At 68.6% G+C, this 21597-nt stretch carries 21 protein-coding genes and 1 pseudogene; 14 read left to right on the top strand and 8 right to left on the bottom strand.

What is annotated here, in order from left to right; all coding sequences use genetic code 11:
* The first annotated feature begins 56 nt into the window (after positions 1-56).
* A complete protein-coding gene (locus ACIBVQ_RS27915; protein ID WP_362915676.1) occupies positions 57-575 on the top strand; it encodes a hypothetical protein in 519 nt (172 codons plus the stop codon).
* A 402-nt stretch (positions 576-977) separates the two neighbouring features.
* On the opposite strand, the gene ACIBVQ_RS27910 is transcribed toward ACIBVQ_RS27915, so the two are convergent.
* Genes ACIBVQ_RS27910 through ACIBVQ_RS27900 form a run of 3 tightly spaced genes read right to left on the bottom strand, consistent with a single transcriptional unit; the run spans position 978 to position 3786 of the window.
* Positions 978-1280, bottom strand: a complete 303-nt coding sequence (locus ACIBVQ_RS27910) for a hypothetical protein (RefSeq protein ID WP_362915678.1) — start codon at positions 1278-1280, stop codon at positions 978-980.
* A complete protein-coding gene (locus tag ACIBVQ_RS27905) occupies positions 1277-1873 on the bottom strand; it encodes a hypothetical protein (RefSeq protein WP_399181020.1) in 597 nt (198 codons plus the stop codon). Before ACIBVQ_RS27905 ends, ACIBVQ_RS27910 begins: the two co-directional genes overlap by 4 nt.
* Entirely contained in the window at positions 1870-3786 is a 1917-nt protein-coding gene (locus tag ACIBVQ_RS27900; protein WP_399181018.1) for a hypothetical protein, read from the bottom strand. The genes ACIBVQ_RS27905 and ACIBVQ_RS27900 overlap by 4 nt, the downstream gene beginning before the upstream one ends.
* Positions 3787-4362: 576 nt before the next feature.
* Between ACIBVQ_RS27900 and ACIBVQ_RS27895 the strand changes: the two genes are divergently transcribed.
* The 5 genes from ACIBVQ_RS27895 to ACIBVQ_RS27875 are packed head-to-tail and all read left to right on the top strand — an operon-like array spanning position 4363 to position 9845.
* Complete coding sequence (locus ACIBVQ_RS27895; protein WP_352015057.1) at positions 4363-5322, top strand: ketoacyl-ACP synthase III; 960 nt, start codon at positions 4363-4365, stop codon at positions 5320-5322.
* 14 nt (positions 5323-5336) lie between these two features.
* Entirely contained in the window at positions 5337-6068 is a 732-nt protein-coding gene (locus tag ACIBVQ_RS27890) for a glycosyltransferase (protein WP_352015058.1), read from the top strand.
* Positions 6065-7186: a cytochrome P450 gene (locus ACIBVQ_RS27885; protein ID WP_386194910.1), complete on the top strand. Its 1122-nt coding sequence runs from the start codon at positions 6065-6067 to the stop codon at positions 7184-7186. Before ACIBVQ_RS27890 ends, ACIBVQ_RS27885 begins: the two co-directional genes overlap by 4 nt.
* The gene (locus ACIBVQ_RS27880; RefSeq protein WP_399181015.1) at positions 7183-8880 is read left to right on the top strand and encodes a class I adenylate-forming enzyme family protein; all 1698 of its coding nucleotides are present in this window, start codon (positions 7183-7185) and stop codon (positions 8878-8880) included. Before ACIBVQ_RS27885 ends, ACIBVQ_RS27880 begins: the two co-directional genes overlap by 4 nt.
* Positions 8881-8927: 47 nt before the next feature.
* Positions 8928-9845, top strand: coding sequence for an NAD(P)-dependent oxidoreductase (locus ACIBVQ_RS27875; RefSeq protein WP_352015061.1), 918 nt, complete (start codon positions 8928-8930; stop codon positions 9843-9845).
* Here the strand turns inward: ACIBVQ_RS27875 and ACIBVQ_RS27870 are convergent.
* Complete coding sequence (locus tag ACIBVQ_RS27870; protein ID WP_362915690.1) at positions 9810-10697, bottom strand: hypothetical protein; 888 nt, start codon at positions 10695-10697, stop codon at positions 9810-9812. The two genes, ACIBVQ_RS27875 and ACIBVQ_RS27870, sit on opposite strands and share 36 nt — an antisense overlap.
* A gap of 218 nt (positions 10698-10915) precedes the next feature.
* Here ACIBVQ_RS27870 and ACIBVQ_RS27865 point away from each other — a divergent pair, with 218 nt between their 5' ends.
* From ACIBVQ_RS27865 to ACIBVQ_RS27845, 5 genes are all read left to right on the top strand, one after another.
* Positions 10916-12292 carry an LCP family protein gene (locus tag ACIBVQ_RS27865; RefSeq protein ID WP_399181013.1) on the top strand — a complete coding sequence of 459 codons (1377 nt, stop codon included), beginning with the start codon at positions 10916-10918 and terminating at the stop codon, positions 12290-12292.
* A 319-nt stretch (positions 12293-12611) separates the two neighbouring features.
* Entirely contained in the window at positions 12612-13688 is a 1077-nt protein-coding gene (locus tag ACIBVQ_RS27860) for an ABC transporter substrate-binding protein (RefSeq protein WP_399181011.1), read from the top strand.
* A gap of 38 nt (positions 13689-13726) precedes the next feature.
* Positions 13727-14518 (top strand): ABC transporter ATP-binding protein, encoded by a 792-nt coding sequence (locus tag ACIBVQ_RS27855; RefSeq protein WP_362779524.1) that lies wholly within the window; start codon positions 13727-13729, stop codon positions 14516-14518.
* Positions 14508-15398, top strand: coding sequence for an ABC transporter permease (locus ACIBVQ_RS27850; RefSeq protein WP_352015066.1), 891 nt, complete (start codon positions 14508-14510; stop codon positions 15396-15398). The genes ACIBVQ_RS27855 and ACIBVQ_RS27850 overlap by 11 nt, the downstream gene beginning before the upstream one ends.
* A gap of 5 nt (positions 15399-15403) precedes the next feature.
* Positions 15404-15796 (top strand): Rrf2 family transcriptional regulator, encoded by a 393-nt coding sequence (locus ACIBVQ_RS27845; RefSeq protein WP_352015067.1) that lies wholly within the window; start codon positions 15404-15406, stop codon positions 15794-15796.
* Between the two features lie 436 nt (positions 15797-16232).
* Here ACIBVQ_RS27845 and ACIBVQ_RS27840 read toward each other — a convergent pair whose 3' ends face one another.
* Both ACIBVQ_RS27840 and ACIBVQ_RS27835 read right to left on the bottom strand, forming a co-directional pair.
* Positions 16233-16547: a hypothetical protein gene (locus tag ACIBVQ_RS27840; protein ID WP_399181008.1), complete on the bottom strand. Its 315-nt coding sequence runs from the start codon at positions 16545-16547 to the stop codon at positions 16233-16235.
* On the bottom strand, positions 16438-16791 hold the full coding sequence (locus ACIBVQ_RS27835; protein ID WP_399181006.1) for a TetR/AcrR family transcriptional regulator: 354 nt from the start codon (positions 16789-16791) through the stop codon (positions 16438-16440). Before ACIBVQ_RS27835 ends, ACIBVQ_RS27840 begins: the two co-directional genes overlap by 110 nt.
* Positions 16792-16846: 55 nt before the next feature.
* Here ACIBVQ_RS27835 and ACIBVQ_RS27830 point away from each other — a divergent pair, with 55 nt between their 5' ends.
* On the top strand, positions 16847-17875 hold the full coding sequence (locus ACIBVQ_RS27830; protein WP_399181004.1) for a fatty acid desaturase family protein: 1029 nt from the start codon (positions 16847-16849) through the stop codon (positions 17873-17875).
* Positions 17872-19404, top strand: a complete 1533-nt coding sequence (locus tag ACIBVQ_RS27825) for an MFS transporter (protein WP_399181002.1) — start codon at positions 17872-17874, stop codon at positions 19402-19404. The genes ACIBVQ_RS27830 and ACIBVQ_RS27825 overlap by 4 nt, the downstream gene beginning before the upstream one ends.
* 100 nt (positions 19405-19504) lie before the next feature.
* Here ACIBVQ_RS27825 and ACIBVQ_RS27820 read toward each other — a convergent pair whose 3' ends face one another.
* On the bottom strand, positions 19505-20059 hold the full coding sequence (locus ACIBVQ_RS27820) for a TetR/AcrR family transcriptional regulator (protein ID WP_352015072.1): 555 nt from the start codon (positions 20057-20059) through the stop codon (positions 19505-19507).
* A gap of 221 nt (positions 20060-20280) precedes the next feature.
* On the bottom strand, positions 20281-20685 hold the full coding sequence (locus ACIBVQ_RS27815) for a carboxymuconolactone decarboxylase family protein (RefSeq protein ID WP_399181000.1): 405 nt from the start codon (positions 20683-20685) through the stop codon (positions 20281-20283).
* A 433-nt stretch (positions 20686-21118) separates the two neighbouring features.
* Between ACIBVQ_RS27815 and ACIBVQ_RS27810 the strand changes: the two are divergent.
* Positions 21119-21597: pseudogene (locus ACIBVQ_RS27810) on the top strand (ATP-binding protein); the annotation flags it as partial.

The following is a 21597-nucleotide window of genomic DNA, read 5'->3' as shown; positions in this document are numbered from 1 at the left end:
GATCACTCGCAGCAAGACCCTCTCCTCCAAGAAGGGAATTCACGCAAGTGACAATCATGAAAAGGATCGGAGTCGTTCTGTCCGCGGCGGTGCTGGTGGCCGGTCTCGCCCCCGCCGGGGCGGACGCGAGCACCACCGGCACGACGGTGAGCACCACCGGCGCGGCCGTCGCCTCGCCGGACGCCCCCGAGGCCGCGGGCGCGACCGGCGGCCAGGTCAGGCGCCCGGCCGCCCCTCCCGCCACGTCCGCCCTCCTGGCGAACCCTCCGACGGTCTCACCCTCCGCCGGCTACGCGGAGTACGACCCCGGGACGACCATCACCTGTCCGAGCGGCAATCTCTGCCCCGAGGCGTGGAACCCCGTGACCAACAAGTGGCGGCAGTTCCGGCTGTACACGTGCGCCAGGTACAGCCTGTCCTACTGGAAGGGCGAGGGCTTCTACACGAACAACCAGACCGGGGGCGTCACGTCGTACTTCTACGGGCAGGCGGGTGAGGTGCTGCACTCGTTCACTCCGGATTCGGGCGTACACGACTACAACTGGGAACCGGTGTGGTCCATCCGCAACTGCTGACGTCGAAGACGCCTGACGACACGTTCGCCACCTGCGCCGTGAACCGCTGACGTTTATACCCGGCGCACCGCCCGAGGGTGCTTTTCGCCCCTCGGGCGGTGGCGTGGAAACGCCCTTCGCCCACCGGTCTTCGGTTCACAAAATTCGGCGTTCATGTGAAATCGGTACCCGCGGAGCGACGAGCCGGCACGAGCGGGTACGGCCGCAGGCCTCCCCGACACGGCCACCGGACCTCATGACACCCAGCGGACCGCACGCCGGGCGTCCCCCGGTTTCCGGAAGGCCGAAACCACCTCCACCACGATCTTGAGGATTTCAGTCCGCCCCTCGCCCACCTGGCCGACCTCGATCGTGACGTTTCCAGGTTCGACGTCTCCGGCCGCTGAGGCCTCCGCCCGGTTGTCAGGGCAGGCCGTACCGTTTCCTGATCGCCGTGGCCTCCTCCTCGGACACCTGGCGCGGCGTGCGGGCCAACGTCTGCCGCAGATCAGCCAGGATCCTGTCCGCCGACCCCCGAAGGCGCGTACGGTGACCGACGAGCTGCTCGTCGAAACGCTTCGCCGCCGGCCCCGTCCACACTCCGCCGGAGTGGAACGCCTGAAACGGCGTCTCGAAACCGCTCTCGACCTCCTGGACCAACGGTTCGATCGTCCGCAGCGCGTCCTCCAACGCGGCATGAAGCGGATTGGGCACCAACCTGGTCATGAGCTTCTTTTCGAGGAGGACGGACCCGCGCTCGCGGACGGGGCACCGGCATCGGTGATGAGCCTCGGCGCGATCAACTTCATCAACGCCAGCACATCAGCGGCGTTGTCACGCCCTGCGACGCCTCTTTCCAGCTGGATGTTGAGCTCCGCCTTGCCACGCACGAGCATGGCGTACGCTTCCCCGTCCTCACCGTCGGCAGGTTTGAAGTAGTAGCCGATGGCTCCGGGAACGATTTCCGGCAGGGGCAGAGCACCCGCCTTCAGCTGTTCCTCGATTCTCTCCGTGTAGCCTCCCGGCGTAAGGTCGATCTGCAGCACCTCAAGTTGATCACCGTCTCGCTGATAAATCGCACAACTTCCATCGTCGAGACCTTTCGGATAACTTAGGTCAAAATGACCACGCACCAGCGGATTACTCACGCCGGTCATCAACTCGACCGCCCTCTGCGGAATATGCCCACACAGATATGGCGGCGCAGCGGCCTCCGGAAGCGGGGAACGATCAAATTCCCTACTGGAAACCTGGCAGGCGGTTGAGGAAACCAGGGCGCACATCAGCACCGCCACCAAGACGAACGACGACCGCTTCATGATCCGTACTGGGCAAAGCCATTGGAAAATCCTTGATCAAGGCGATCCTCTATGTCCAGCCACTTTCGCCCCGCCAGTCCCTCGTACAACCATCGATCATAAGCCTCGACTCGCCGATATTTGTCGGTGTTGTTTTTGGCGTTTTTATCAATCATCTCATCCATGCTCATAAGTGTTCGACCGTCACTTTTAAGGAAGTTGTTAGGGTTGTCAACAGGATCATCTCCTTTTTTGAGCCCCTCCAGCGATGCCCACGGGTGAGCGGCCGCAGCGGGCTTGGCCGAGCCGAACACGCCATGTTTGAGCATCGCGCGAGCGGCGAGGTCATGCACGAGGCGCCGAGACTGATCAACTGCGGTGTTGGCGTCTTCGCGCGCCCTGGTCTCCGAATCCCCCTTGACCCTGTCTTCGATGAACCCTGTCCACGCCCCGACGACTCCAGCCGCGATCGGCCATCCTGGCGTCTGAGGAATCGCGAGTGCGGTATTCACCGCTCCCGTGAGCAGCTTCATATTCCGCGCCTGTTTATCGTCCAACTCCTTCCCCTCCTCGACTTTAGCCAGCCCTGCGGCATCAGTGATCATTCCGAAGGTCGCACCGATCTGCTTGGCGTTCGCTCGAAGAGTTTCGTCACCCTGCCCTTTGGCGATCCTCATCGCATCGTGGTCGAGAACCCAGTCGGTGAATCTCGTTTGAGCAGCCAGAACAGGAGCAAGCGCTTTGGGGTCAGCAAACGCCTCCCTCATCACACTTTGCAGTTCTTTCTTACCGAACTGCGCCCCCCATGGTTCACGGCCGGCTGTACCGGGTTTATCCGCGTCCCGGACCCCGTCCACAATGACATCGCGTCCCGTCTGAGCGACACTGTTGATGTCGCTGATGTATCCGGCGAGGATGCGGCCAACTGTGACAGGCTTCAGGAATTCCTCTATGGAATCACCGGACTTGATCTGCTGAGCCCTCAGGTGGACGAACTCCGAGGCGAGTTTGGCCGACAGGTAGCCCCGTGACGGATGTTCTGGGGAACCGTCGTGGTCGCGGAAGGTGAGCGTCGCAGCCTCCAGGGCCTTGCCCAGTGCCTCGCCTCCGTCAGTCATGCTCCACTCCGTCAGGAAGTGCTTGAGCGCGGTCGGATCGCTCGCGAAGAAGTCCTGGGCCACTGCGGGGTTACGGCTGAGGGCTTCCATCAGCGGCACCATGACGTTCGAATTCGTACCCGGCGGATACGGCGTACGGTCCCAGGCGTCAACCTTCTTCGCGACCGCCAGTAGAAAGGGGGCGGCGAAGGTCCCGTTCTTGAGAGCCAGCGTGATCGCGTGGTACTCCCGCTCTTGCCACCCAGGAGTGAGATTGGACGTGAGTTCGTCGCGCCAGGCGTTGCTCAGCTTCGAACTCGCCGTTCCCAGGGTCTTGCCGAGGGCGGCCTGCAGGCGTTTCGCCTTCTTGCTGTCGCCCTGTTCCACCGCCTTCGCCATCAGCTCGCGGAACCCCGTGGCGCCGAGGGTGGTCATCAGGCCGAGGGCGAATGTCTTGTCGCCGGTGCGTTTCTCCAGTTCCGCCAGGGTCCTGTCGTCGGCCTCGCCCTTCTGCGCGGCCTCGGTCAGTTTGAGGGTGGCGGCGTAGACGTCGGGGTCGTGGGCGGCCTTGCCGTACAGCTTCTCGTCGAAGGTGGGCAGGCCGAAAGGGGTCGTGTCGAGGGAGGAGGAGGTTCCCCAGGCGGTACGTTCTGCGCGGATCGTCTCACTGCGGCGCCGCAGGTCGGGGCGGCTGGTCTCGATCCAGCTCCGTATCTCGCGCAGGGCGTTCAGGCCCGAGGTGTCCAGGTCGAGTTTCTGCAGGGCGCTGCGAATGCGGGGCTCGTTCCTGCCGAGGGTGTCCTGTGCCCTGCCGAGCCCCCGTTCGAAGTCGTCCATCGAGGTGGGGTCGATTCCCGAGTACTCCCCGTTGACGCCCGGGGCCGGATGCGGCATGGGTACGGGAGCGGCGGCTTTCGCCTGGGACTCCCCGGCCTGCTGACCGGTGGACGGCCGAGGCGGCGCTGAGACCGCCGGCAACGGCGAGGGCGTGGGATATGGATGAGCCATGAGAGGGGAGGGCTCCAACGCGGTCGGCAGAATACGGCGACTACGGCAACAAGATTATTTTCCATCCACTTTTAAGTAAAGATCTCCGCAATATGGAGCACGTCTACCACCGTCCTGTGAAGTCAGGGAAAATCACAGAATCCCTCTCACATAATCCGATAAATCAAGACATCACTCCGTAAAACACCCAACCCACCACGGGAGGGATTTCTACCAGTCGAGCCCATGATTTCCAGAGGACCGAAACCCACCCCGCCGGGCGCCCCCACCACGATCTTGAGGGTTTCGGCCCGTCCCTCACCCACCCGGCCGGCGGCTCCCCGCCCCGAGCTGACCAGGACAATTACCCATATTTTCGGTACATTGCCCCGATATGAGGAAGAGGTGACACCACCTAGGGGGAGCATGAAGGCCCGGATCACGGGCGTCGCGACGTATCTGCCGCCACGGACCATGTCCAGCGCGGAGGTCGAGCGACGGATCGAGGGATACGTCCCCCACCGAGGTGTCATCGAACGGATGACCGGCATCCGGTCACGTCACGTCGCGGAGGACGGCCAACAGGCCTCCGACCTGGCCGTCGAGGCCGTGAGGAGGCTCGACCACACCGACGTCGACCTGTTGATCTTCGCCTCCGCCTCGCAGGACATGGTCGAGCCCGCGACCGCGCACATCGTGGCCGCCAAGCTCGGGCTCTCGTGCCCGGTCTTCGACGTCAAGAACGCCTGCAACAGCGTGCTGAACGGCATCCAGGTGGCCGAGGCGCTGATCCTGACCGGGGCGCACCGCAGGGTGCTGGTCTGCTCGGGCGAGGTCCCCTCGCGGGCGGTCCGCTGGCGGGTGCGCGACCACGCCCAGTTCGCCGAGTCCTTCGCCGGATACACGCTGTCGGACACCGGGAGCGCCGTGATGCTGAGCGCGGACGACGAGCGCGGCATCTTCTACCGCGACTTCACCGCCGACTCGACCGCGTGGGCGATCGGCACGCTGCCCGGCGGCGGCTCCGCGCATCCGCGCGACCCCGAGTACTCCTACTTCCGCGGTGACGGGCGGCGTCTGAAGGAGGCGTTCGAGCTGGCCGGTCCTGACGTCTTCCTCAACGCGCTCAAACGCACCGGCCTGGGCTGGGAGGACTTCGCCCTCGTCGCGGTGCACCAGGTCGCGCTGCCGTACCTGGACCATCTGGCGGCCACGCTCGGCATCCCCCGGGACAGGCTCGTGGTCAGCCTCCCCGAGCACGGCAACTGCGCCTCGACCACCCTGCCGTTGCAGCTCGCGCTGGGCGACTGGCGACCGGGGGACATGGTGGCGCTGCTCGGCCTGGGCGGCGGGATCAGCACCGGCGTGATGCTGGCGGAGATGTGAAAGAACCTGACGCGATGAACCTGTGGGTGGTCGTCCCGGCCTACAACGAGGCGCGGGGCATCGAGGCGACGCTCAGGGCGCTCGACGCGCAGGACGACCGTGACTTCACGCTCGTCGTGGTGGACAACGCCAGCACCGACGGAACCGCCGAGATCGTCGAACGGCACGGCGTCCGGGTGATCACCGAACGGCAGAAGGGCACCGGCGCCGCCTCCGACACCGGCGTACGGCACGCCATCGCCAACGGCGCCACCCACATCGCCAGGACCGACGCCGACTGCCTGCCCCGCGCCGACTGGGTGCGCGGCGTCAGGCGCGCCTTCGACGACGGGCTCGAAATGGTCGGGGGCAGGCTGCTGCCCAGGACCGACGAGTTCCCGCTGAAGTTCTGGGAGCGGCGGTTCATCCCGTTCGTGGTCGACGTGGCCGCGACGTTCGGCCGTTTCAGGCCGGGCAACCGGTCGCCGGAGTACCTCGGCCCCTACGTGATGATGCCGGGCTGCGCGATGGCCATCACGGCATCGCTGTACGAGCGGGCGGGCGGCTTCCCCAGGACCGCGATCGAGGAGGTCCACGAGGACCGCGCCCTGGTCAACCAGGTCCGCAGGATCACCTCCGCGTACGGCTCCCGCCGCGACGTGGTCGTCTACGGCTCGGTGCGCCGCCTGCGCGCCTACGGCCTGGCCGGGACCCTGGCGTGGTACGCCGACCACCGCTACCGCCCCGACGTGGTCGACATCCGGTGAACCACGAGACCAGGCTCCACCTGGCCGCCCACCCCTTCGCCTATCCGCTGGTGCGGCTGCTGGCCCGGCTGGGCCCCGTGGTCCGCGTCCCCGGTCTCGGGGTGGTGGTCAACGACACCGCCACGGCGCGGGCCGTGCTGACCGACGGGCGTTTCCGCAAGGACGGCCCCGGCTCCCCCGGTGAGCTGTGGACGCCGGTGCTCGGCCCCTCGGTGCTGCTGAACATGGAGGGCCCCGGACACGCGGCGCTGCGCAGGAAGCTGATGCCGCTGTTCACCCCCGGGTACGTCTCGGAGCTGGTCGCCGACGTGCTCCGGGAGCCGCTCGACGACCTGTCCGCGCGGCTCGGACGGGGTGAGACGGTCGATCTGGTCGACGTCATGCGGACGATGGCCGGGGCGGTGATCTGCCGGGTGATCGGCCTCGGCGAGGTCTCGGCGGCCAGGGCCAGGGAGCTGTTCGCCGAGGGGGAGCGGGTCGTCTCGATGGTCTCGCTGCGCTCCCGGCGGCTGAACGAACGGCAGGTGGCGATCGCCAGAGGCGTGCTCGACCGGATCGGGGACATCGCGCAGGCCGCCTACGAGGCCGGGGACGAGTCCACGGTCATGGGCAGGATGCGGGCTCAGGAGCTGTCGGCCGCCGAGGCGAGGGGGGCGGCGGGCGCGTTCTTCCTGACCGGGACGGAGACGGTCGCGACCTTCGTCCCCCGGCTGGTCGCGCTGCTGCACGACCACGGCACCCGGGTGGACGACCTGGACCGGGTGATCGACGAGGCCATGCGGGTCACCACCCCGACCCCGGTGATGCTGCGCTCGGTCGGTGAACCGGCCAGGGTCGGGCGGCTGGCCGTACGGCCCGGCGACCGGGTGGTGATCGTGACGCACAACTGCGCCCGTTCCTACGGCCCCTTCGACCCGTCCAGGAGACATCCGCCGGAGCTGCGGCGGATCTGGTTCGGCGCGGGGGCGCACTTCTGCATCGGCTACCCGCTCGCCCTGGCCGAGATCAGGGCGGTGGCCTCGGTCCTGCTCTCCCACGACGTCCGTGTCGTACGGCGGCGCGCGGCCAGGGGGGTCCTCATCCCCACCTACGAACATCTGTGGATCAAGGCGGCATGAACGACATCATCACCGGGATCCTGGAGACCGCCCGGCGGGAGCCGTACCGGACCGCCCTCATCGACGGGCGCGGGCGGGAGATCACCTACGGCGAGCTGGCCCGCAGGGTCGAGGCCGTGCGCGCCGCGATGACCGGGACCGCGCCGGGGCGGGGCGTGCTGTTCGCGGTACGGCCCGGCGTCGACGCCGTGGTGCTGGCGCTCGGCTCGGTCGCGGCGGGCGGGACGCTCGTGCTGGCCGACCCCGGGCTCGCCCCCGACGTGCTCGCCGCCCGGATGACCGCGACCCGCCCCGGGTGGGTGGTCGCCGAGTCCGTCCTCTACACCCTGAGCGGGCCGCTGCGGAGTCTGGCCCGCCGCCGGGGCCTGCTGCTGCCGAACCTGCGCGACCCGCTTCCCGGCCACGCCGTACGGCACCTGCACACGGGGCCCTGGCTGCCCGGTGTGCCCAGGGGCGCCCTGAGCCTGTCACGCGTTCTACGGGGGACCGTTCCCGAGGACCGGGCGGAGCCCGTGAAGGGCGGAACCGGTTCCCAGGCCGAGCCCGGCACGGCCGGGTCCCGCCGTCCTGGGGGAGCGGGTGGCGAACAGACCGGTGAACAGCATGAGAACCGCTCCGAGCGGCTGACCGGAGGACAGGCGGAGAACCGGGCGGGGGAAGAAGACCGTGACCTTCCGCGAACCCCCCAGCCGGATATGTCCGGCGCTACCGCGCCAGACATATCCGAAATTTCACCAGATCAGCCTGCGGCAGTGATCTTCACCTCGGGAACGACTGCGCGTCCCCGGGGCGTGGTCCACACCCGGGGGTCCCTGGCGGCCGGCCTTGAGCTGTTCCGTGAGGCCTTCCCCCTCGGCCCCGGCGACGTCGTGCACACCGACCAGTTGATGCTGGGGCTGCCCGCGCTGCTCGCCGGGGCGACCTGGTCGCTCCCCGGGGGCGGCGACCTCGCCGAGGAGCTCGCCGCCAGGAGTGCCACCCACACCTTCGCCGTCCCCGTCCACCTGGACAGGTTGCTACGCCGTACGCCGAGGCTGCCGGAGACCCTGCGCTACCTGCTGCTCGGCGCGGCCCCCGCGCCCGCGGGCGTGCTGCGCAGGGCCGTCGAGTCCGGGCCGCGGGTGCTCTCGGTCTACGCGATGACCGAGGCGCTGCCGATCGCGATCGCCTCGGCCGAGGAGAAGCTGGCCCACTCGGGGGGCGACCTCCTGGGCGCGCCGCTGCCCGGGGTCGGCGTGCGGATCGCCGACGACGGAGAGCTGTTCGTCTCCGGACCGCACCTGGCCCAGCGCTACCTCGGGGAGGAGCCGCTCACCGAGATCGCGACCGGCGACCTGGCCCGTGTCGAGGACGGCAGGCTGGTCCTGCTCGGCAGGAAGAAGGACATGATCCTGCGGGACGGGGTGAACATCTACCCCGGCCTGTACGAACCCGCGATCGCCGCGCTGCCGGGGGTCGCCGAGGCGGCCGTCGTCGGGATCGCCGACGCGGAGACCGGTGACGAGGAGGTCGTGCTCGCCGTCGTCCCCGCCGAGGGGTACGACGAGACCCTGCTCAGGAAGGCGCTTCCCGAGATCGTCGACGCCCTCGCCATACCCACCCGTATCGAGACAATCGATGCCTTCCCCCGCTCGGGTCGTGCTGACAAACTCGACCGCGCGGCCCTTCGCGAACTGGTGGCCCGCCGCCCGTGAACGCCGCCCGTGAACGCGCCTGAGCAACTGCCGAAAGGGGTGATCCGATGAGGATCGGGGTCACGGGGGCCTCCGGGTTCGTTGGCGGAGCGGTCTGCCGGGGCGCCGTGGACGAGGGCTGGCAGGTGTGGGCCTTCGGCAGACGCCCCCGCGTCGATCCCGAGCACGTGGGCGGCGCGCCGTACACCTCGTGGGACCTCCTGGGGGCCCGTCCGCCGCTGCCCGAGGTGGACGCGGTGATCCACTGCGCGGGAAGCGTCACCGACTGGGGCGCGTCCCCGGCGATCTGGGCGGCCAACGTGGACGGCACCCGCAACGCCGCCGCCGCCTTTCCCCAGGCCAGGTTCGTGCACGTGAGTACGGCCAGCGTCTACGACCCGTTCAAGCCGACCGTCATGGCCACCGAGGACGCGGCTCCGATCCGCCGGTACGCCAACGCCTACGGCGCCTCGAAGGCCGCCGCGGAACGGGCACTGGACACGGCGGTGATCCTGCGGCCGCACGCGATCTACGGCAGGGGCGACACCACGTTGCTGCCCCGCGTTCTTGGAGCGGTCCGGGGGCGCAGGCTCCTGGCCGTCGGGGACGGGCGCCAGCGGATCAGCCTGACCTCGGTCGGCAACCTGGTCCAGGCGTGCTTACGGGCGGCGGCGGGTCCGGTGAAGTACGGCGTCTTCAACGTGACCGACGCCGAGCCCGTGGTCCTCGACGAGGCGCTGCGGGAGCTCATCGCGGAGCTCGGCATCGACGCCGAGCCGTACTATCTGCCTCTGGCGCTCGCCGAGCCCGCCGCCGCGATGGCCGAGGCGGTGTTCCGGATGCTGCGGCGTCAGCGTCCGCCACGGCTCACCCGATACGCCGTCGGTCACCTGGCCGTCGAACGGACCCTGGACATCACCGCGGCCAGGACCAGGCTCGGCTACCGCCCCTCAGCCACGTCCTTCACGGGCGCCGCCACCTGGTGAACCGGAGCCGCCGCCCGGTGGACGGGCGCCGCCACCTGGTGAGGACCGGACGTGCCTGACGGCGAACGCGACGGCCGCGACGACCAGGCCGACGGCGAAGAGCACACGTAGCCCGGTCCACAACGACCTCGTCAGCGCGTCGAAGACCGTGACGAAGACCCGCCCCTGCGCGCCGTCGTCCGTGACGTCGGACAGGGCGGTGTCCCGGACCACGACCAGCAGTACGGCCAGCACCGTCATGCCGCCGGCCAGCCCGAGCCCGACGCCGACCAGTGCGCACAGCCGGTCCCCGGCCAGTGCCGTGCCCACCGCGAGCAGGACGATCGACAGGCTCAGCGTCGCCCATCTCCAGGGGACCAGGACGTCCCGTACCGTCACGACCCTGACCAGGTCGGTCGCGGAGAGCAGCTCGATCTCCGGGTGCAGCGCGGGCAGGCGCGTGGCCGCCGGGACGCCCTCGTGCTCCAGTTCGCCCTTGGCCATCTCGTAGACGGGGGTGAGGTCGAGGACGAGGTTGCCGCCCTGTGGGTCGCCGGACATGCGCCGGTGCGCCACCTGGTTGGCCCACCTCCAGATCCCGGGGAACCGGTCACCCGTGACGACCTTGTCCACCGCCATCCGGGCGGTGTGGTCGGGCACCGAGGTGTCCAGTTCCCGCATCGGCTCGGCGATCGCGGCGGTGACCCGGTCGGCGACGTCGTCCTGGATCGTGGAGTTCTCGGCGAGCGGGTCCACCGTCTCGACGTAGCGTCCGGTTCCGACGGCCCGGTCCGCCATCCAGAAGCCGACGAGGGCGAGCGGCGCGCAGACACAGCCGAGCACGACGAGGACCGCGCTGATCGTCCTTCGCACATAACCGGGAATCCCCTTTCTCGCCCGGGAGATCCCGCGGGGAACCGTTTTTGACCGCGATTTGGAAGACCCGCAAACCGCTGCAACCAGCGGGAATGCGTGCACCGAATCTTGACTCAGGCTTCTCAGCGCGTCGCGGGGGTACATAGGCCATTCACTCGAAAACCATCACTAACCTGCGGACACGGGGGGCCAGAGGGACGGGAGATGTCGACCAGATGGCAGGTAACAGGGATCGCTCGGGAATCGGACGGGGTCTGGCTCTCACCCTGGGCTCCGCCGTGCTGTGGGGCCTGGCGCATCTGTGGACCGGAAGGCGTGTGACGGGCGCGCTGCTGATGGGGACGTACCTGACCGTCGTCGGGACGGTCGCCTCCGCCCTCGTCACGGGCAGGCCCGAGGTCCTCTCCCTGATCGTGCAGCCCGGCTGGCTGTGGGTCCTCACGCTGGGCGCGATCCTGTTCGCCGTCGCCACGGTCGCCGTGGTCGTCCGGTCCTACCGGCTGGTGCGGCCGGAGACGCTGTCCGGCCCCGCCCGTTACCTGTCGGCCCTGGCCGTCGGGGGGCTGTGCGCGCTGGTGGTCGCGCCCATGGCCTACGCGGCCCGGCTCGCCTACATCTCCCAGGAGGTCGTGACCTCGGTCTTCACCGAGAGCGCCACCCCGATCCCGGTCGATCCGTGGAAGGGTCGTGAACGGCTCAACATCCTGCTGATCGGGGCGGACGCCGCCGCCAACCGGACCGGGGTGCGCACCGACAGCATGACCGTGGCCAGCATCGACACCCGGACCGGTTCGACCGTGCTGTTCGGCCTGCCCAGGAACCTGGAGCACGTCCCGATGCCCGAGGGGCCGCCGCGCGAGCACTTCCCCTTCGGCTTCGGGGGCGAGCCGCCGTACTCCCCCGGCCTGCTCAACGAGGTCTTCCAGTACGCCGAGGAGCACCCCGACATGGTCCCCGGGGTCCCCGCGGGCAAGCGCGGCCCGGCGTTGTTGAAGCAGACGATCAGCGACTTCACCGGCCTCGACGTGACCAACTACGCGATGGTCGACATGTTCGGCTTCGCGAAGATCATCGACGCGATGGGCGGGGTGAAGGTCACCATCAAGGACCCCATCGTGTACGGCAGGCAGAACGAGGGCCTGATCCCGGCCGGAACCCGCAGGCTGTCCGGCGAGGAGGCCCTCTGGTTCGGCAGGTCCCGCACCTACGGCGACGACTACGTCCGGATGGGCAGGCAGAAGTGCCTGATGAACGCCGTCACCAAGCAGGCGGACCCGGTGACGGTGCTCAGGAGCTTCGAGAGGCTGGCCGACGCGACCGCGCACGCCGTCTCGACCGACATCCCGCGTGAGCTGCTGCCGAACCTGATCGAGCTGTCCGAGAAGGTGAAGGATTCGAAGATCAGGAGCTTCCAGTTCGTCCCGCCGCTGATCGACACCGGCGACCCCGACTACCGCCTGATCAAGCACAAGATCGCCGCCATTCTCGCCCGGCCCGAGGAGTCCTCGGCCACCACGGCCTCAGGACCGAAGAGGACCGCCCAGCGGCACACCGGCGACGGCCCGGCCACTCTCGACGCCGTCTGCGGCTGATCTCCCGGGCCCTGCCGTGCCGGAACCCGTTCCAGGACTCTCCGTGGCGGGCGGTGTAACGAACGCGGGGAACGCGACACAGATGCGGTGAACCCACCCCGTTCGGGCTCAGGGAACCGGATATCCAGGCCACAGGAGCCTCATCAGCACCAACGGTGAACATGCGCCCCATGGGCCCCAGAGAGCGTCACCGAACCCACACACAAGAACACGAAGCGGTAACAGTGCCCACCCCTTCAGGTGATCGGCTTGACACAAACCCCCGCCGAACCCTTATATACACCTAACCGACTTATTAAGTAGGAATTAGGGAGTAGTCATGAAAGCTCGCGGGGCACGCGGGGTGGTGGCGGCACTCGCCGTACTGGCGCTCACGACCTTGGCCGCGGCCTGCGGGAGCTCGGGAACGACAGGGACGTCTGGAAGCGGGGGCTCCAGCAGTGGCGGAGGCAAGCTCGCGGAGGTCCGGCTCGGATACTTCCCGAACATCACTCACTCAACGGCGCTCGTAGGCGTCGAGAAGGGCTTCTTCGCCAAGCACCTGGGCGGCACCAAGCTCACGACCACCACCTTCAACGCCGGCCCGGCCGCGATCGAGGCGGTCTTCTCCGGCGCCATCGACGCCACCTACATCGGCCCCAACCCCGCCATCAACGCCTGGGCCAAGTCCAAGGGCAAGGCCATCAAGATCATCGCCGGTGCGGCCTCCGGAGGCGTCTTCCTGGTCGTCAAGCCTGAGATCAACGGCGTCGACGACCTCAAGGGCAAGAAGATCGCCACCCCGCAGCTCGGCAACACCCAGGACGTCGCCCTGCGCTACTGGCTGCAGGAGAAGGGCCTGAAGACCGACACCAAGGGCGGCGGCGACGTCAACATCGTCCCGCAGGAGAACTCGCAGACCCTGCAGACCTTCGCCACCGGCGACATCGACGGCGCCTGGGTCCCCGAGCCCTTCGCCAGCCGCCTGATCCAGGAGAGCAAGGGCAAGGTCCTCATCGACGAGCGCGACCTCTGGCCGAACAAGCAGTTCGTGATCACCCACCTGATCGTCCGCCAGGAGTTCGCCGCCCAGCACCCCGACGTCGTCAAGCAGCTCCTCGAAGGGCACGTCGAGGCCAACGCCGCGATCAACGCCGACCCCGCCGACGCCGCGAAGACCGTCAACGCCGCGCTGGAGAAGCTGAGCGGCAAGGCGCTCAAGCCCGAGGTCATCGACAGCGCCTTCAAGAACATCACCTTCACCAACGACCCGATCGCCTCCTCCCTGGTCGCCAGCGCCGACCACGCGGTCAAGATCGGCCTGCTTGAGCCCGTCGACCTGACCGGCATCTACGACCTCAAGCCCCTCAACGAGGTTCTCAAGGCCCAGGGGCAGTCCGAGGTAGCCGACAAGTAAGTCCCCACCACCCGATCCGAGTCCCCCAGGAGGGCACAGTGACAGCTCCGCTCACGGAGCGGGCCGCCCGCCGGGCCGAGGGCGACGAGCCCGCGGTCCGGCTGGACGGCGTCTCCAAGATCTACGGCCAGGGCAGGAACGGGCTGCTGGCTCTCGACAGCATCTCGCTCTCCGTGGCGCCCGGTGAGTTCGTCAGCCTGCTCGGCGCCTCAGGCTGCGGCAAGAGCACCCTGTTGTCCCTGGTCGCCGGGCTGGACAGCCCGACGGCCGGCACGCTGAGCGTCGGGGGACGCAAGATCGCGATGATGTTCCAGGAGCCCGCGCTGTTCCCGTGGCTCACCGTCGCCGCCAACGTCGAGATGGCGCTGCGGGTGCAGGGAGTGGCCAAGCGGGAACGGCGTGACCGCGCCGCGGAGTTCCTGGACATCGTCCACCTGGGCGGATTCGGCGCCAAGCGCCCGCACGAGCTGTCCGGCGGCATGCGCCAGCGCGTCTCCCTCGCCCGCGCGCTCGCCCAGGAGGCGGACGTGCTGCTGATGGACGAGCCGTTCGGCGCGCTGGACGCGATGACCCGTGACCTGCTCCACGACGAACTCGAACGGATCTGGCAGAAGCGCGGCCTCAGCGTCCTGTTCGTCACCCACAACGTCCGCGAGGCCGTACGGCTCGGCGACCGGGTCGTGCTGCTGAGCAGCAGGCCGGGCAAGGTCGCCGAGGAGTTCGAGGTGGACATCGAACGGCCCCGCCTCACCGACTCTCCCGAGGTGGCCGAGCTGGCCTCGACCATCACCGCCCGACTGCGCCAGGAGGTCCTGCGCCATGGCCGTTGACCAGGCACCCGCCGCCGGTCAGCCCTCCGACGTCCACGCCAGGCAGCTCGCCGGGCTCGACGCCCTCGAACTGGGCGGCGGCACCAGCAGCGGACTGACCTCCCGGGTCTGGGGCCGCGTCTGGCCGATGCTGCTCGCGATCTCCATCGTGCTGGCGATCTGGCAGGGCGTCGTGTGGAGCGGCCGGTGGCCCGAGTACGTCTTCGCGGGCCCGGCCGAGACCTTCGGCAAGCTGGGCGAGCGGTTCACCGACCCCGAGTACTGGCAGGCCATCGCGGTGACGATGCGCCGCGCGGTCACCGGGTTCGCGATCTCCGTGGTCATCGGCCTGGTCATCGGCGCCGTGGTCTCCCGGGTCAAGGTGCTCAGGGCGGCCTTCGGCTCGCTGATCACCGGCCTGCAGACCATGCCGTCGATCGCGTGGTTCCCGCTGGCGATCCTGCTGTTCGGGCTGACCGAGAGCGCGATCACCTTCGTGGTCATCCTCGGTGCCGCGCCGTCCATCGCCAACGGCCTGATCACCGGCGTCGACTACACCCCGCCGATCCTGCTGCGCGCCAGCCACGTGCTGGGCTTCCGGCGCCTGCAGCTCTACCGGTACGTGATCCTGCCCGCGTCGCTGCCGTCGTTCCTGGCCGGTCTCAAGCAGGGCTGGGCGTTCGCCTGGCGTTCGCTGATGGCCGGTGAGCTGGTGGTCATCATCGCCCACCAGTCCTCGCTTGGTGAGCGGCTCTACTACGACCGCGAGCTCGCCGACTCGGCGGGCCTGCTCGCCACGATGATCGTGATCCTGGTGATCGGCGTCGGCATCGACCTGCTGTTCGAGACCGGCGACAACGCGCTGCGCCGCCGCTGGGGCCTGCAGCAGGTGCGTAGCTGACCGACATGCGGCTCTCCGCCAGAACCCAGTACGCGCTGCGGGCGGTCACCGAACTGGCCGCGGCGCCTCCGGGCCCCGTCCCCGCAGAGAAGATCGCCGTCGCGCAGAACATCCCGAGGAGGTTTCTGGACAACATCCTGCTGCAGTTGCGCAGGGCCGGGCTCATCAACAGTCAGCGCGGCCCCGACGGGGGTTACTGGCTGGCCAGGCCCCCCGAGCAGATCACCCTGGCCGACGTGATCATGGTCGTGGAGGGCAATCCCGAGCAGTCCCCGCGCGCCGACTACCCCGGGGTGGCCAGGCCCCTGGCCGACGTGTGGAGCGCGTTGCGCGAGCACGAGGAGACGCTGCTGAGCGAGATCACCTTCGCCCATATCGCGAAGGACGCCCTCCCCTGACGCCCGCCCTGGCCATGGCGCGGACCACCGGGTGGTGGAAGGGCCGGATCACGCCGAAGTAGGGGTGCCACCGGAATACGGCGGAAACGGACCGCGCTGGGACGCTGACCGGACAAAACTCAGGTTCTGAGTGGTCGGTCTGCCAAGAACCCGGCCGCCGCCGGTCATCACCCGCGCCTGGTCATCGGCGACTGCGCCGAGGGCCGTCCCGACAGCGGCCCCTATGACCGGGCGCGCACCGCCTGCGGGGTGCGGACCGTATGTGTGGGCGACCCAGACCCGCCCTGGCGGCGCCGTCGTGCTGCCATGCTGACCCGGTTCTGGCATCAACCACGCGCTTCGACTGATCGTCATGCCAGGCGGTCGGTGGAGTACATACCGTTCACCGTGTCCACGACCAGCAGGGCTTGACGCAGGGTGAGTGAAGGTGTCGCCGTCATGCGATGGCACGTGCACGTACGGCACGCAGCGCCTCCGTCAGCGATTCTGCGGTGGGAGCGCGTTCTGGGTCGATGAGACGTTGCAGGATCAGTCCCGTCAGCAGGGTCAGATAGAAGGCGCCGACCGCCCGCCGCGTCGCTGGGGGCGACGTCCCTTCGGCGAGCCAGTGGGTCAGTTCCAGGCGTGCGGCCTCCTGAGCGTCAGCCAGTGCTTGGCGCAGCTGTGGCCTGCGCTCGGCCTGAGCGAAGGCTTCGATGCCGGCCACGAAGACCGGGCGGTGGAGCTCGATCGCCTGCTGCCTCCCCCTCACGTGGCACTTCGCCCGCCATGGCCTGACGCAGCTTGTCGGCCCACTCGGCGCTCTCCTCGACCATGACGTCGGCCGGCAGCGCGTCCTTCGATCCGAAGTGGTGGCCGATGGAGGCCAGGTTGGCGCCGGAAGTCCTGGCGATGTCGCGTGCCGTGGTGTGCGCGTAGCCGCGTTCCCGCAGGCAGCGTTTGGCGCCTTCGATCAGCTTGTCTCGTTCTTTCGCTCCGCCACCCTGTCCAAACAAGCGTCACAAACAGATGTTTTGCACAAATGTTTCAAACATGTGTATGGTCATCGGCATGGCACAAGCAACCGCAGCGGCCACGGCCGCGAGCGACTTCGGTCGCCTGGCCAGACACATCCGGCAGGCCGGACTCCTCGACCGGCGCCCCCGCTACTACCTGATCCGGATCAGCGCCGTCACAGCCGCCTACCTTGCAGGGACGGCGGCGTTCCTATGGCTGGGCGACTCCTGGCTCCAGCTCCTGCCGGCCGTCTACTTCGCGATCGTCTTCGCTCAGGTCGCCCTGGTTCTGCACGATCTGGCTCATCGGCAGGTCTTCGCCGATCGCCGCCCGAGCGAGATCCTCGGGCGGCTCGGCGGCAACCTCGCCATCGGCCTCGGCTACGGCTGGTGGATGAACAAGCACACCCGCCACCACGCCAACCCCAACCACGAGGAGCTCGATCCGGACGTCACACCCGACGTCCTGGTGTGGTCACAGGAACAGGCACGCAACGCGCGCGGCCTGGCCCGGCTCATCGGCGGCCGGCAGGCGTTCCTCCTCTACCCGCTGCTCCTGCTCGAAGGGCTCAACCTGCGCGTCGGCGGTGTGCGGGCACTGCGGCAGCCCTGGATGAAACAGCGCGTCCTGGAGGGCGCGCTGCTGTTCGCGCACTTCGCCTGTTACCTGGGTGGGCTGGCGTGGACCCTGTCACCGGGCAAGGCACTGGCCTTCTTCGCCGTCCACCAGGGGCTGTTCGGCGTCTACATGGGCTGCGTGTTCGCCCCTGGTCACAAAGGCATGCCGACCCTCACGGGGGAGGCCAAGCTCGACTTTCTGCGCAAGCAGGTCCTCACCACCCGCAACGTACGCGGCGGCCGGTTCATCGACATCGCCATGGGCGGGCTCAACTACCAGATCGAACACCACCTGTTCCCCAACATGCCCACCCCCAACCTGCGCCTGGCGCAACCCATCGTGCAGGCCCACTGCCGGCAACTGCGTCGGCCGTACCACGAAGTCAGTTTCGTCGCCTCGCACGCCGAGGCGCTGCGGCACCTGCACCAGGCCGGTGCTCCGCTCCGAGAGAAGGGCCGCTCATGAAAGCCGGACGCAAACAGTGGATCGGACTGGCCGTCCTGGTCCTGCCGGTGTTGCTGATCTCCGTCGACCTGCACGTCTTGTCGTACGCGCTGCCGTTCATCAGTGCCTCCCTGGCACCGAGCGGCTCCCAGCTGCTGTGGATCATCGACATCTACCCGTTCATGCTCGCCGGGCTGCTGCTGCCGATGGGCACGCTCGGTGACCGGGTCGGGCGGCGGCGGCTGCTGATGGCCGGGGCCGCCGCGTTCGGGGCCGCCTCCGCGGTCGCCGCGTTCTCTCCCAGTGCCGACCTGCTGATCGTCACCCGTGCCCTGCTCGGGGTGGGTGGCGCCACGTTGATGCCCTCGACGCTGTCGCTGATTCGCAACATGTTCCATGATGACGGCCAGCGCCGCGTCGCGATCGCCATCTGGACCGGCGCGTTCGCCGGCGGCGCGATGCTGGGCCCGCTGATGGGGGGCGCGTTGCTGGAGCACTTCTGGTGGGGCTCGGTGTTCCTGGTCAACCTGCCGGTCATGGTGCTGCTGCTGATCCTGGCGCCGCTGCTGCTGCCCGAGTCGCGTGACCCGCGTCCGGGCAGGTTCGATCTGCTCGGCGTGGCCCTGTCGCTGGGCGCCATCCTGCCGACGATCTACGGGATCCAGCACATCGCACAGGACGGCCTCGGCTGGGCGCCGGTGCTGGCCATCGTGGCAGGACTGACGCTGGGGGCCGCCTTCGTCAGGCACCAGCGCTCGATGGCCGATCCGATGCTGGACGTGCGCCTGTTCGGCAGCCGCGCCTTCACCGCCTCGATCGGCGCCAACACCCTCGGGGTCTTCGCGATGGTTGGCTCCAGCCTGTTCACGACGCAGTACTTGCAGATGGTCATGGGTGCCAGGCCGCTCGTCGCCGGACTGTACGCGCTGCCGTCGGCGGGCATAGCGATGTTCGCCGCCGGGCTCGCGCCGGTGCTGGTCCGCAAGGTCAGGCCGGGGCTGGTGGTCTGCGCCGGGCTGCTCGTCGGCGCGAGTGGGTTCATGCTGCTGTCCAGGCTGGACGTGACGGGACAGAGTGGTTTGCTGATCGCCGGGATCATGCTGATGGCCGGGGGCGTCACGCTCGTCCTGACGGTCTCCTCCGACCTGATCATCGCCACCGCTCCGCCGGAGCGCGCGGGCTCGGTCGCCGGGCTGTCGCAGGTGGCCACCGAGTTCGGCGGCGCGCTCGGCATCTCCCTGCTGGGCAGCATCGGCGCCGCCGTCTACCGGGGGCACCTCGGTGAGACGGGCGCTCCGTCAGCGGCGCTGGACACCCTCGGCGGCGCCCTGGAGTCGGCGCGGCACCTGCCGGAACCGGCCGCGACCTCGCTGGCCGCCGCCGCCCGCGAGGCCTTCACACAGGGTCAGCACTACGCCATGCTCGCCGCGGCCACCGCGTTGTGTGTGATGGCGGTGCTCGCTCCCGTCATGCTGCGAGCCGTACGGCAGGCGAAGGGCACCCCGGCGCCGCCACAGGACCAGCACGCCGGCCGCCACGCGATGCGCTGAAGAGGCCGCGTGCCACGGCAGGCGGAACGGGGTGGGCCGGAACGAGGTGCGCAGAACGGGGACGCTGGGCGAGGAGCCTGGAGTGGGGCGGCTGGAGCGGTCAGGCGGGTGCCGCTTCCCCGCCTCCCGCCGCCTGGACGACCGCGCGGAGGCCGGTGGCCAGGTCGCGGGCCGTCGGGGCGCTGTCGGGGTCGATCTGCCACCGCACCAGCAGCCCGATGAACAGCGTCAGCAGCACCTGGGCCCCCGCCTCGTCGTGCCCGGGCAGGCGCGCGCTCAGCTCCCGCTGGGCCAGCGCCTGCCCCTCGGCCAGCCGGGCCCGCACATCAGGCAGGTGAGCGGCCTGTGCGAGCGTCTCGACGTTGGCCCGCCAGACGGTCGGGTTGGTGCGGAAGGACTCGATCAGCTCACCCCAGAAGGCTTCGAACCACTCCTTGGAGTCGCCGGGAAAGGCCTTGAGGATCTCCGTGACCGCCTCGCCGGTCACCTCGATCATCGCCTGGGTGAGCAACGCGTCCTTGGAGCGGAAGTGGTAATTGATCGCGGCGAGGTTGCTGCCGGAGACGGCGATGATGTCGCGCACCGTCGTGCGGGCGTATCCGCGCTCGGACAGGCACTGCTTGGTTGCGGCCAGCAAATCCTCAGGAACTCCCACGTGATGATCCTACCAACGCCGCAAACAAGTGTTTCAAACAGCCGAAGACCCGCCCGCGTCGGCCGCGGGCGCGGGCAGGACGGTGACGGCCTGTTGATGCTGGGTGGGGTCGGTCTGCTGGGCGTGGTCACCGCCTCATTCGCCTCGTGGTTCGTCTCCCGCTTCGACGACCCACACGACCGCCCCCCAGACCCCGAAATATCAACAAATAGCGGGGTGTATCACTCGACCGGCAGCAGCCCGCGCTCGGCGAAGACCTTCTTCGCGGTGAGCGTCGCGTTCAGCGCCCGGGGAAAGCCGCAGTAGGCCGCCGAGTGCAGGAACGCCTCGATGATCTGCTGCGGCGTCAGCCCGACGTTGAGGGCGGCGTTGATGTGGACGGTGAGCTGCGGCTCGCAGCCACCGAGCGCGGTCAGCATCCCGAGTGTGACGAGCTGCCGGTCCCGGGGTTCGAGACCGGGACGGGAGTAGATCTCGCCGAACCCCCACGCGACGATCTGGTGACCGAGCTCCGGGGCGACGTCCTTGAGCGACTCGATGACGTTCGCGCCGGCCGTGCCGTCCACGGCGTCGAGCATCACCAGCCCGTGCTCGTAGCGCTCCTCGCGGGTCGTGCTCTCACCCATGGGAACTGCCCCCTTCTTCCTGATCCGTGCCCAAGCCCTACGTGGCGCCGGGACCGTGCCCCAGCCCTCACCTGGGAGAGTCCGGCGCTTCGGCGACCCCTTGTTCGCCACATCGAACAGGCTAGAAGTTAGAGCGCGCTCTAAGTCAAACCCTTCCCCCGAAAACCCCATAAAGTAGCACTAATTACGCAATCAGCGACATTCCTCCGAGTCGACGCATCACAGAGGCCCGTCAACCCCTGACCGATATATCCCATTTAGGTAGGAAAAAATACGAAGTGACTTATCGGAGGGAAAGTAGTGGTATCAGGCGCGCCATCACCTAACTCCTCGTGCCGTTCTCGTTTTTGCCGGCGTCGCCCGCCGTCCGGCGTGGCATGATTATCGCTCTCAGACCTTGCAATGATTTTCATAATCAGATTGGATCGTCGTCGTGAGGGTGGCTTTCGTCGGTAAGGGCGGCAGTGGGAAGACGACCGTGTCGGCGCTGTTCGCACGTTATGTGGCGAGCCGGGGGCTGCCGGTCGTGGCGATCGACGCCGACATCAACCAGCACCTGGGCATGGTGCTGGGGGTGGAGGAGGAGGCGCTGCCGCGGCCGATGGGGTCGCATCTGACGGAGATCAAGGAGTGGTTGCGGGGCGACAATCCGCGGATCTCCTCGGCGGGGTCGATGGTGAAGACGACGCCGCCGGGGCGGGGGTCGCGGTTGCTGGAGTTGCCGGCGGTGACGGGTGCCGATGTGTCGGCGGCGGGTGATCCGGTGCACGGGGGGTTTTCGGTGGCGGCGCCGTACGGGCCGTGGCTGATGGTGACGGGGCCGTTCGGGGAGGCCGACCTGGGGGTGGCGTGTTACCACTCCAAGGTGGGGGCGGTGGAGCTGTATCTGAACCATCTGGTGGACGGGCCGGG

It is taken from the genome of Streptosporangium sp. NPDC049376 (assembly GCF_044466505.1).
Classification (GTDB): domain Bacteria; phylum Actinomycetota; class Actinomycetes; order Streptosporangiales; family Streptosporangiaceae; genus Streptosporangium.
Note: the sequence above shows the minus strand (reverse complement) of the source record. Positions and strands in the feature narration are given on the sequence as shown.

Coding starts and splice junctions, on each gene's coding strand:
- ACIBVQ_RS27830 (WP_399181004.1), top strand. CDS start 16,847: ATGGCACAAGCAACCGCAGCGGCCACGGCCGCGAGCGACTTCGGTCGC.
- ACIBVQ_RS27875 (WP_352015061.1), top strand. CDS start 8,928: ATGAGGATCGGGGTCACGGGGGCCTCCGGGTTCGTTGGCGGAGCGGTC.
- ACIBVQ_RS27860 (WP_399181011.1), top strand. CDS start 12,612: ATGAAAGCTCGCGGGGCACGCGGGGTGGTGGCGGCACTCGCCGTACTG.
- ACIBVQ_RS27865 (WP_399181013.1), top strand. CDS start 10,916: ATGGCAGGTAACAGGGATCGCTCGGGAATCGGACGGGGTCTGGCTCTC.
- ACIBVQ_RS27890 (WP_352015058.1), top strand. CDS start 5,337: ATGAACCTGTGGGTGGTCGTCCCGGCCTACAACGAGGCGCGGGGCATC.
- ACIBVQ_RS27845 (WP_352015067.1), top strand. CDS start 15,404: ATGCGGCTCTCCGCCAGAACCCAGTACGCGCTGCGGGCGGTCACCGAA.
- ACIBVQ_RS27895 (WP_352015057.1), top strand. CDS start 4,363: ATGAAGGCCCGGATCACGGGCGTCGCGACGTATCTGCCGCCACGGACC.
- ACIBVQ_RS27880 (WP_399181015.1), top strand. CDS start 7,183: ATGAACGACATCATCACCGGGATCCTGGAGACCGCCCGGCGGGAGCCG.
- ACIBVQ_RS27900 (WP_399181018.1), bottom strand. CDS start 3,786: ATGGACGACTTCGAACGGGGGCTCGGCAGGGCACAGGACACCCTCGGC.
- ACIBVQ_RS27825 (WP_399181002.1), top strand. CDS start 17,872: ATGAAAGCCGGACGCAAACAGTGGATCGGACTGGCCGTCCTGGTCCTG.
- ACIBVQ_RS27815 (WP_399181000.1), bottom strand. CDS start 20,685: ATGGGTGAGAGCACGACCCGCGAGGAGCGCTACGAGCACGGGCTGGTG.
- ACIBVQ_RS27910 (WP_362915678.1), bottom strand. CDS start 1,280: ATGACCAGGTTGGTGCCCAATCCGCTTCATGCCGCGTTGGAGGACGCG.
- ACIBVQ_RS27915 (WP_362915676.1), top strand. CDS start 57: ATGAAAAGGATCGGAGTCGTTCTGTCCGCGGCGGTGCTGGTGGCCGGT.
- ACIBVQ_RS27905 (WP_399181020.1), bottom strand. CDS start 1,873: ATGAAGCGGTCGTCGTTCGTCTTGGTGGCGGTGCTGATGTGCGCCCTG.
- ACIBVQ_RS27850 (WP_352015066.1), top strand. CDS start 14,508: ATGGCCGTTGACCAGGCACCCGCCGCCGGTCAGCCCTCCGACGTCCAC.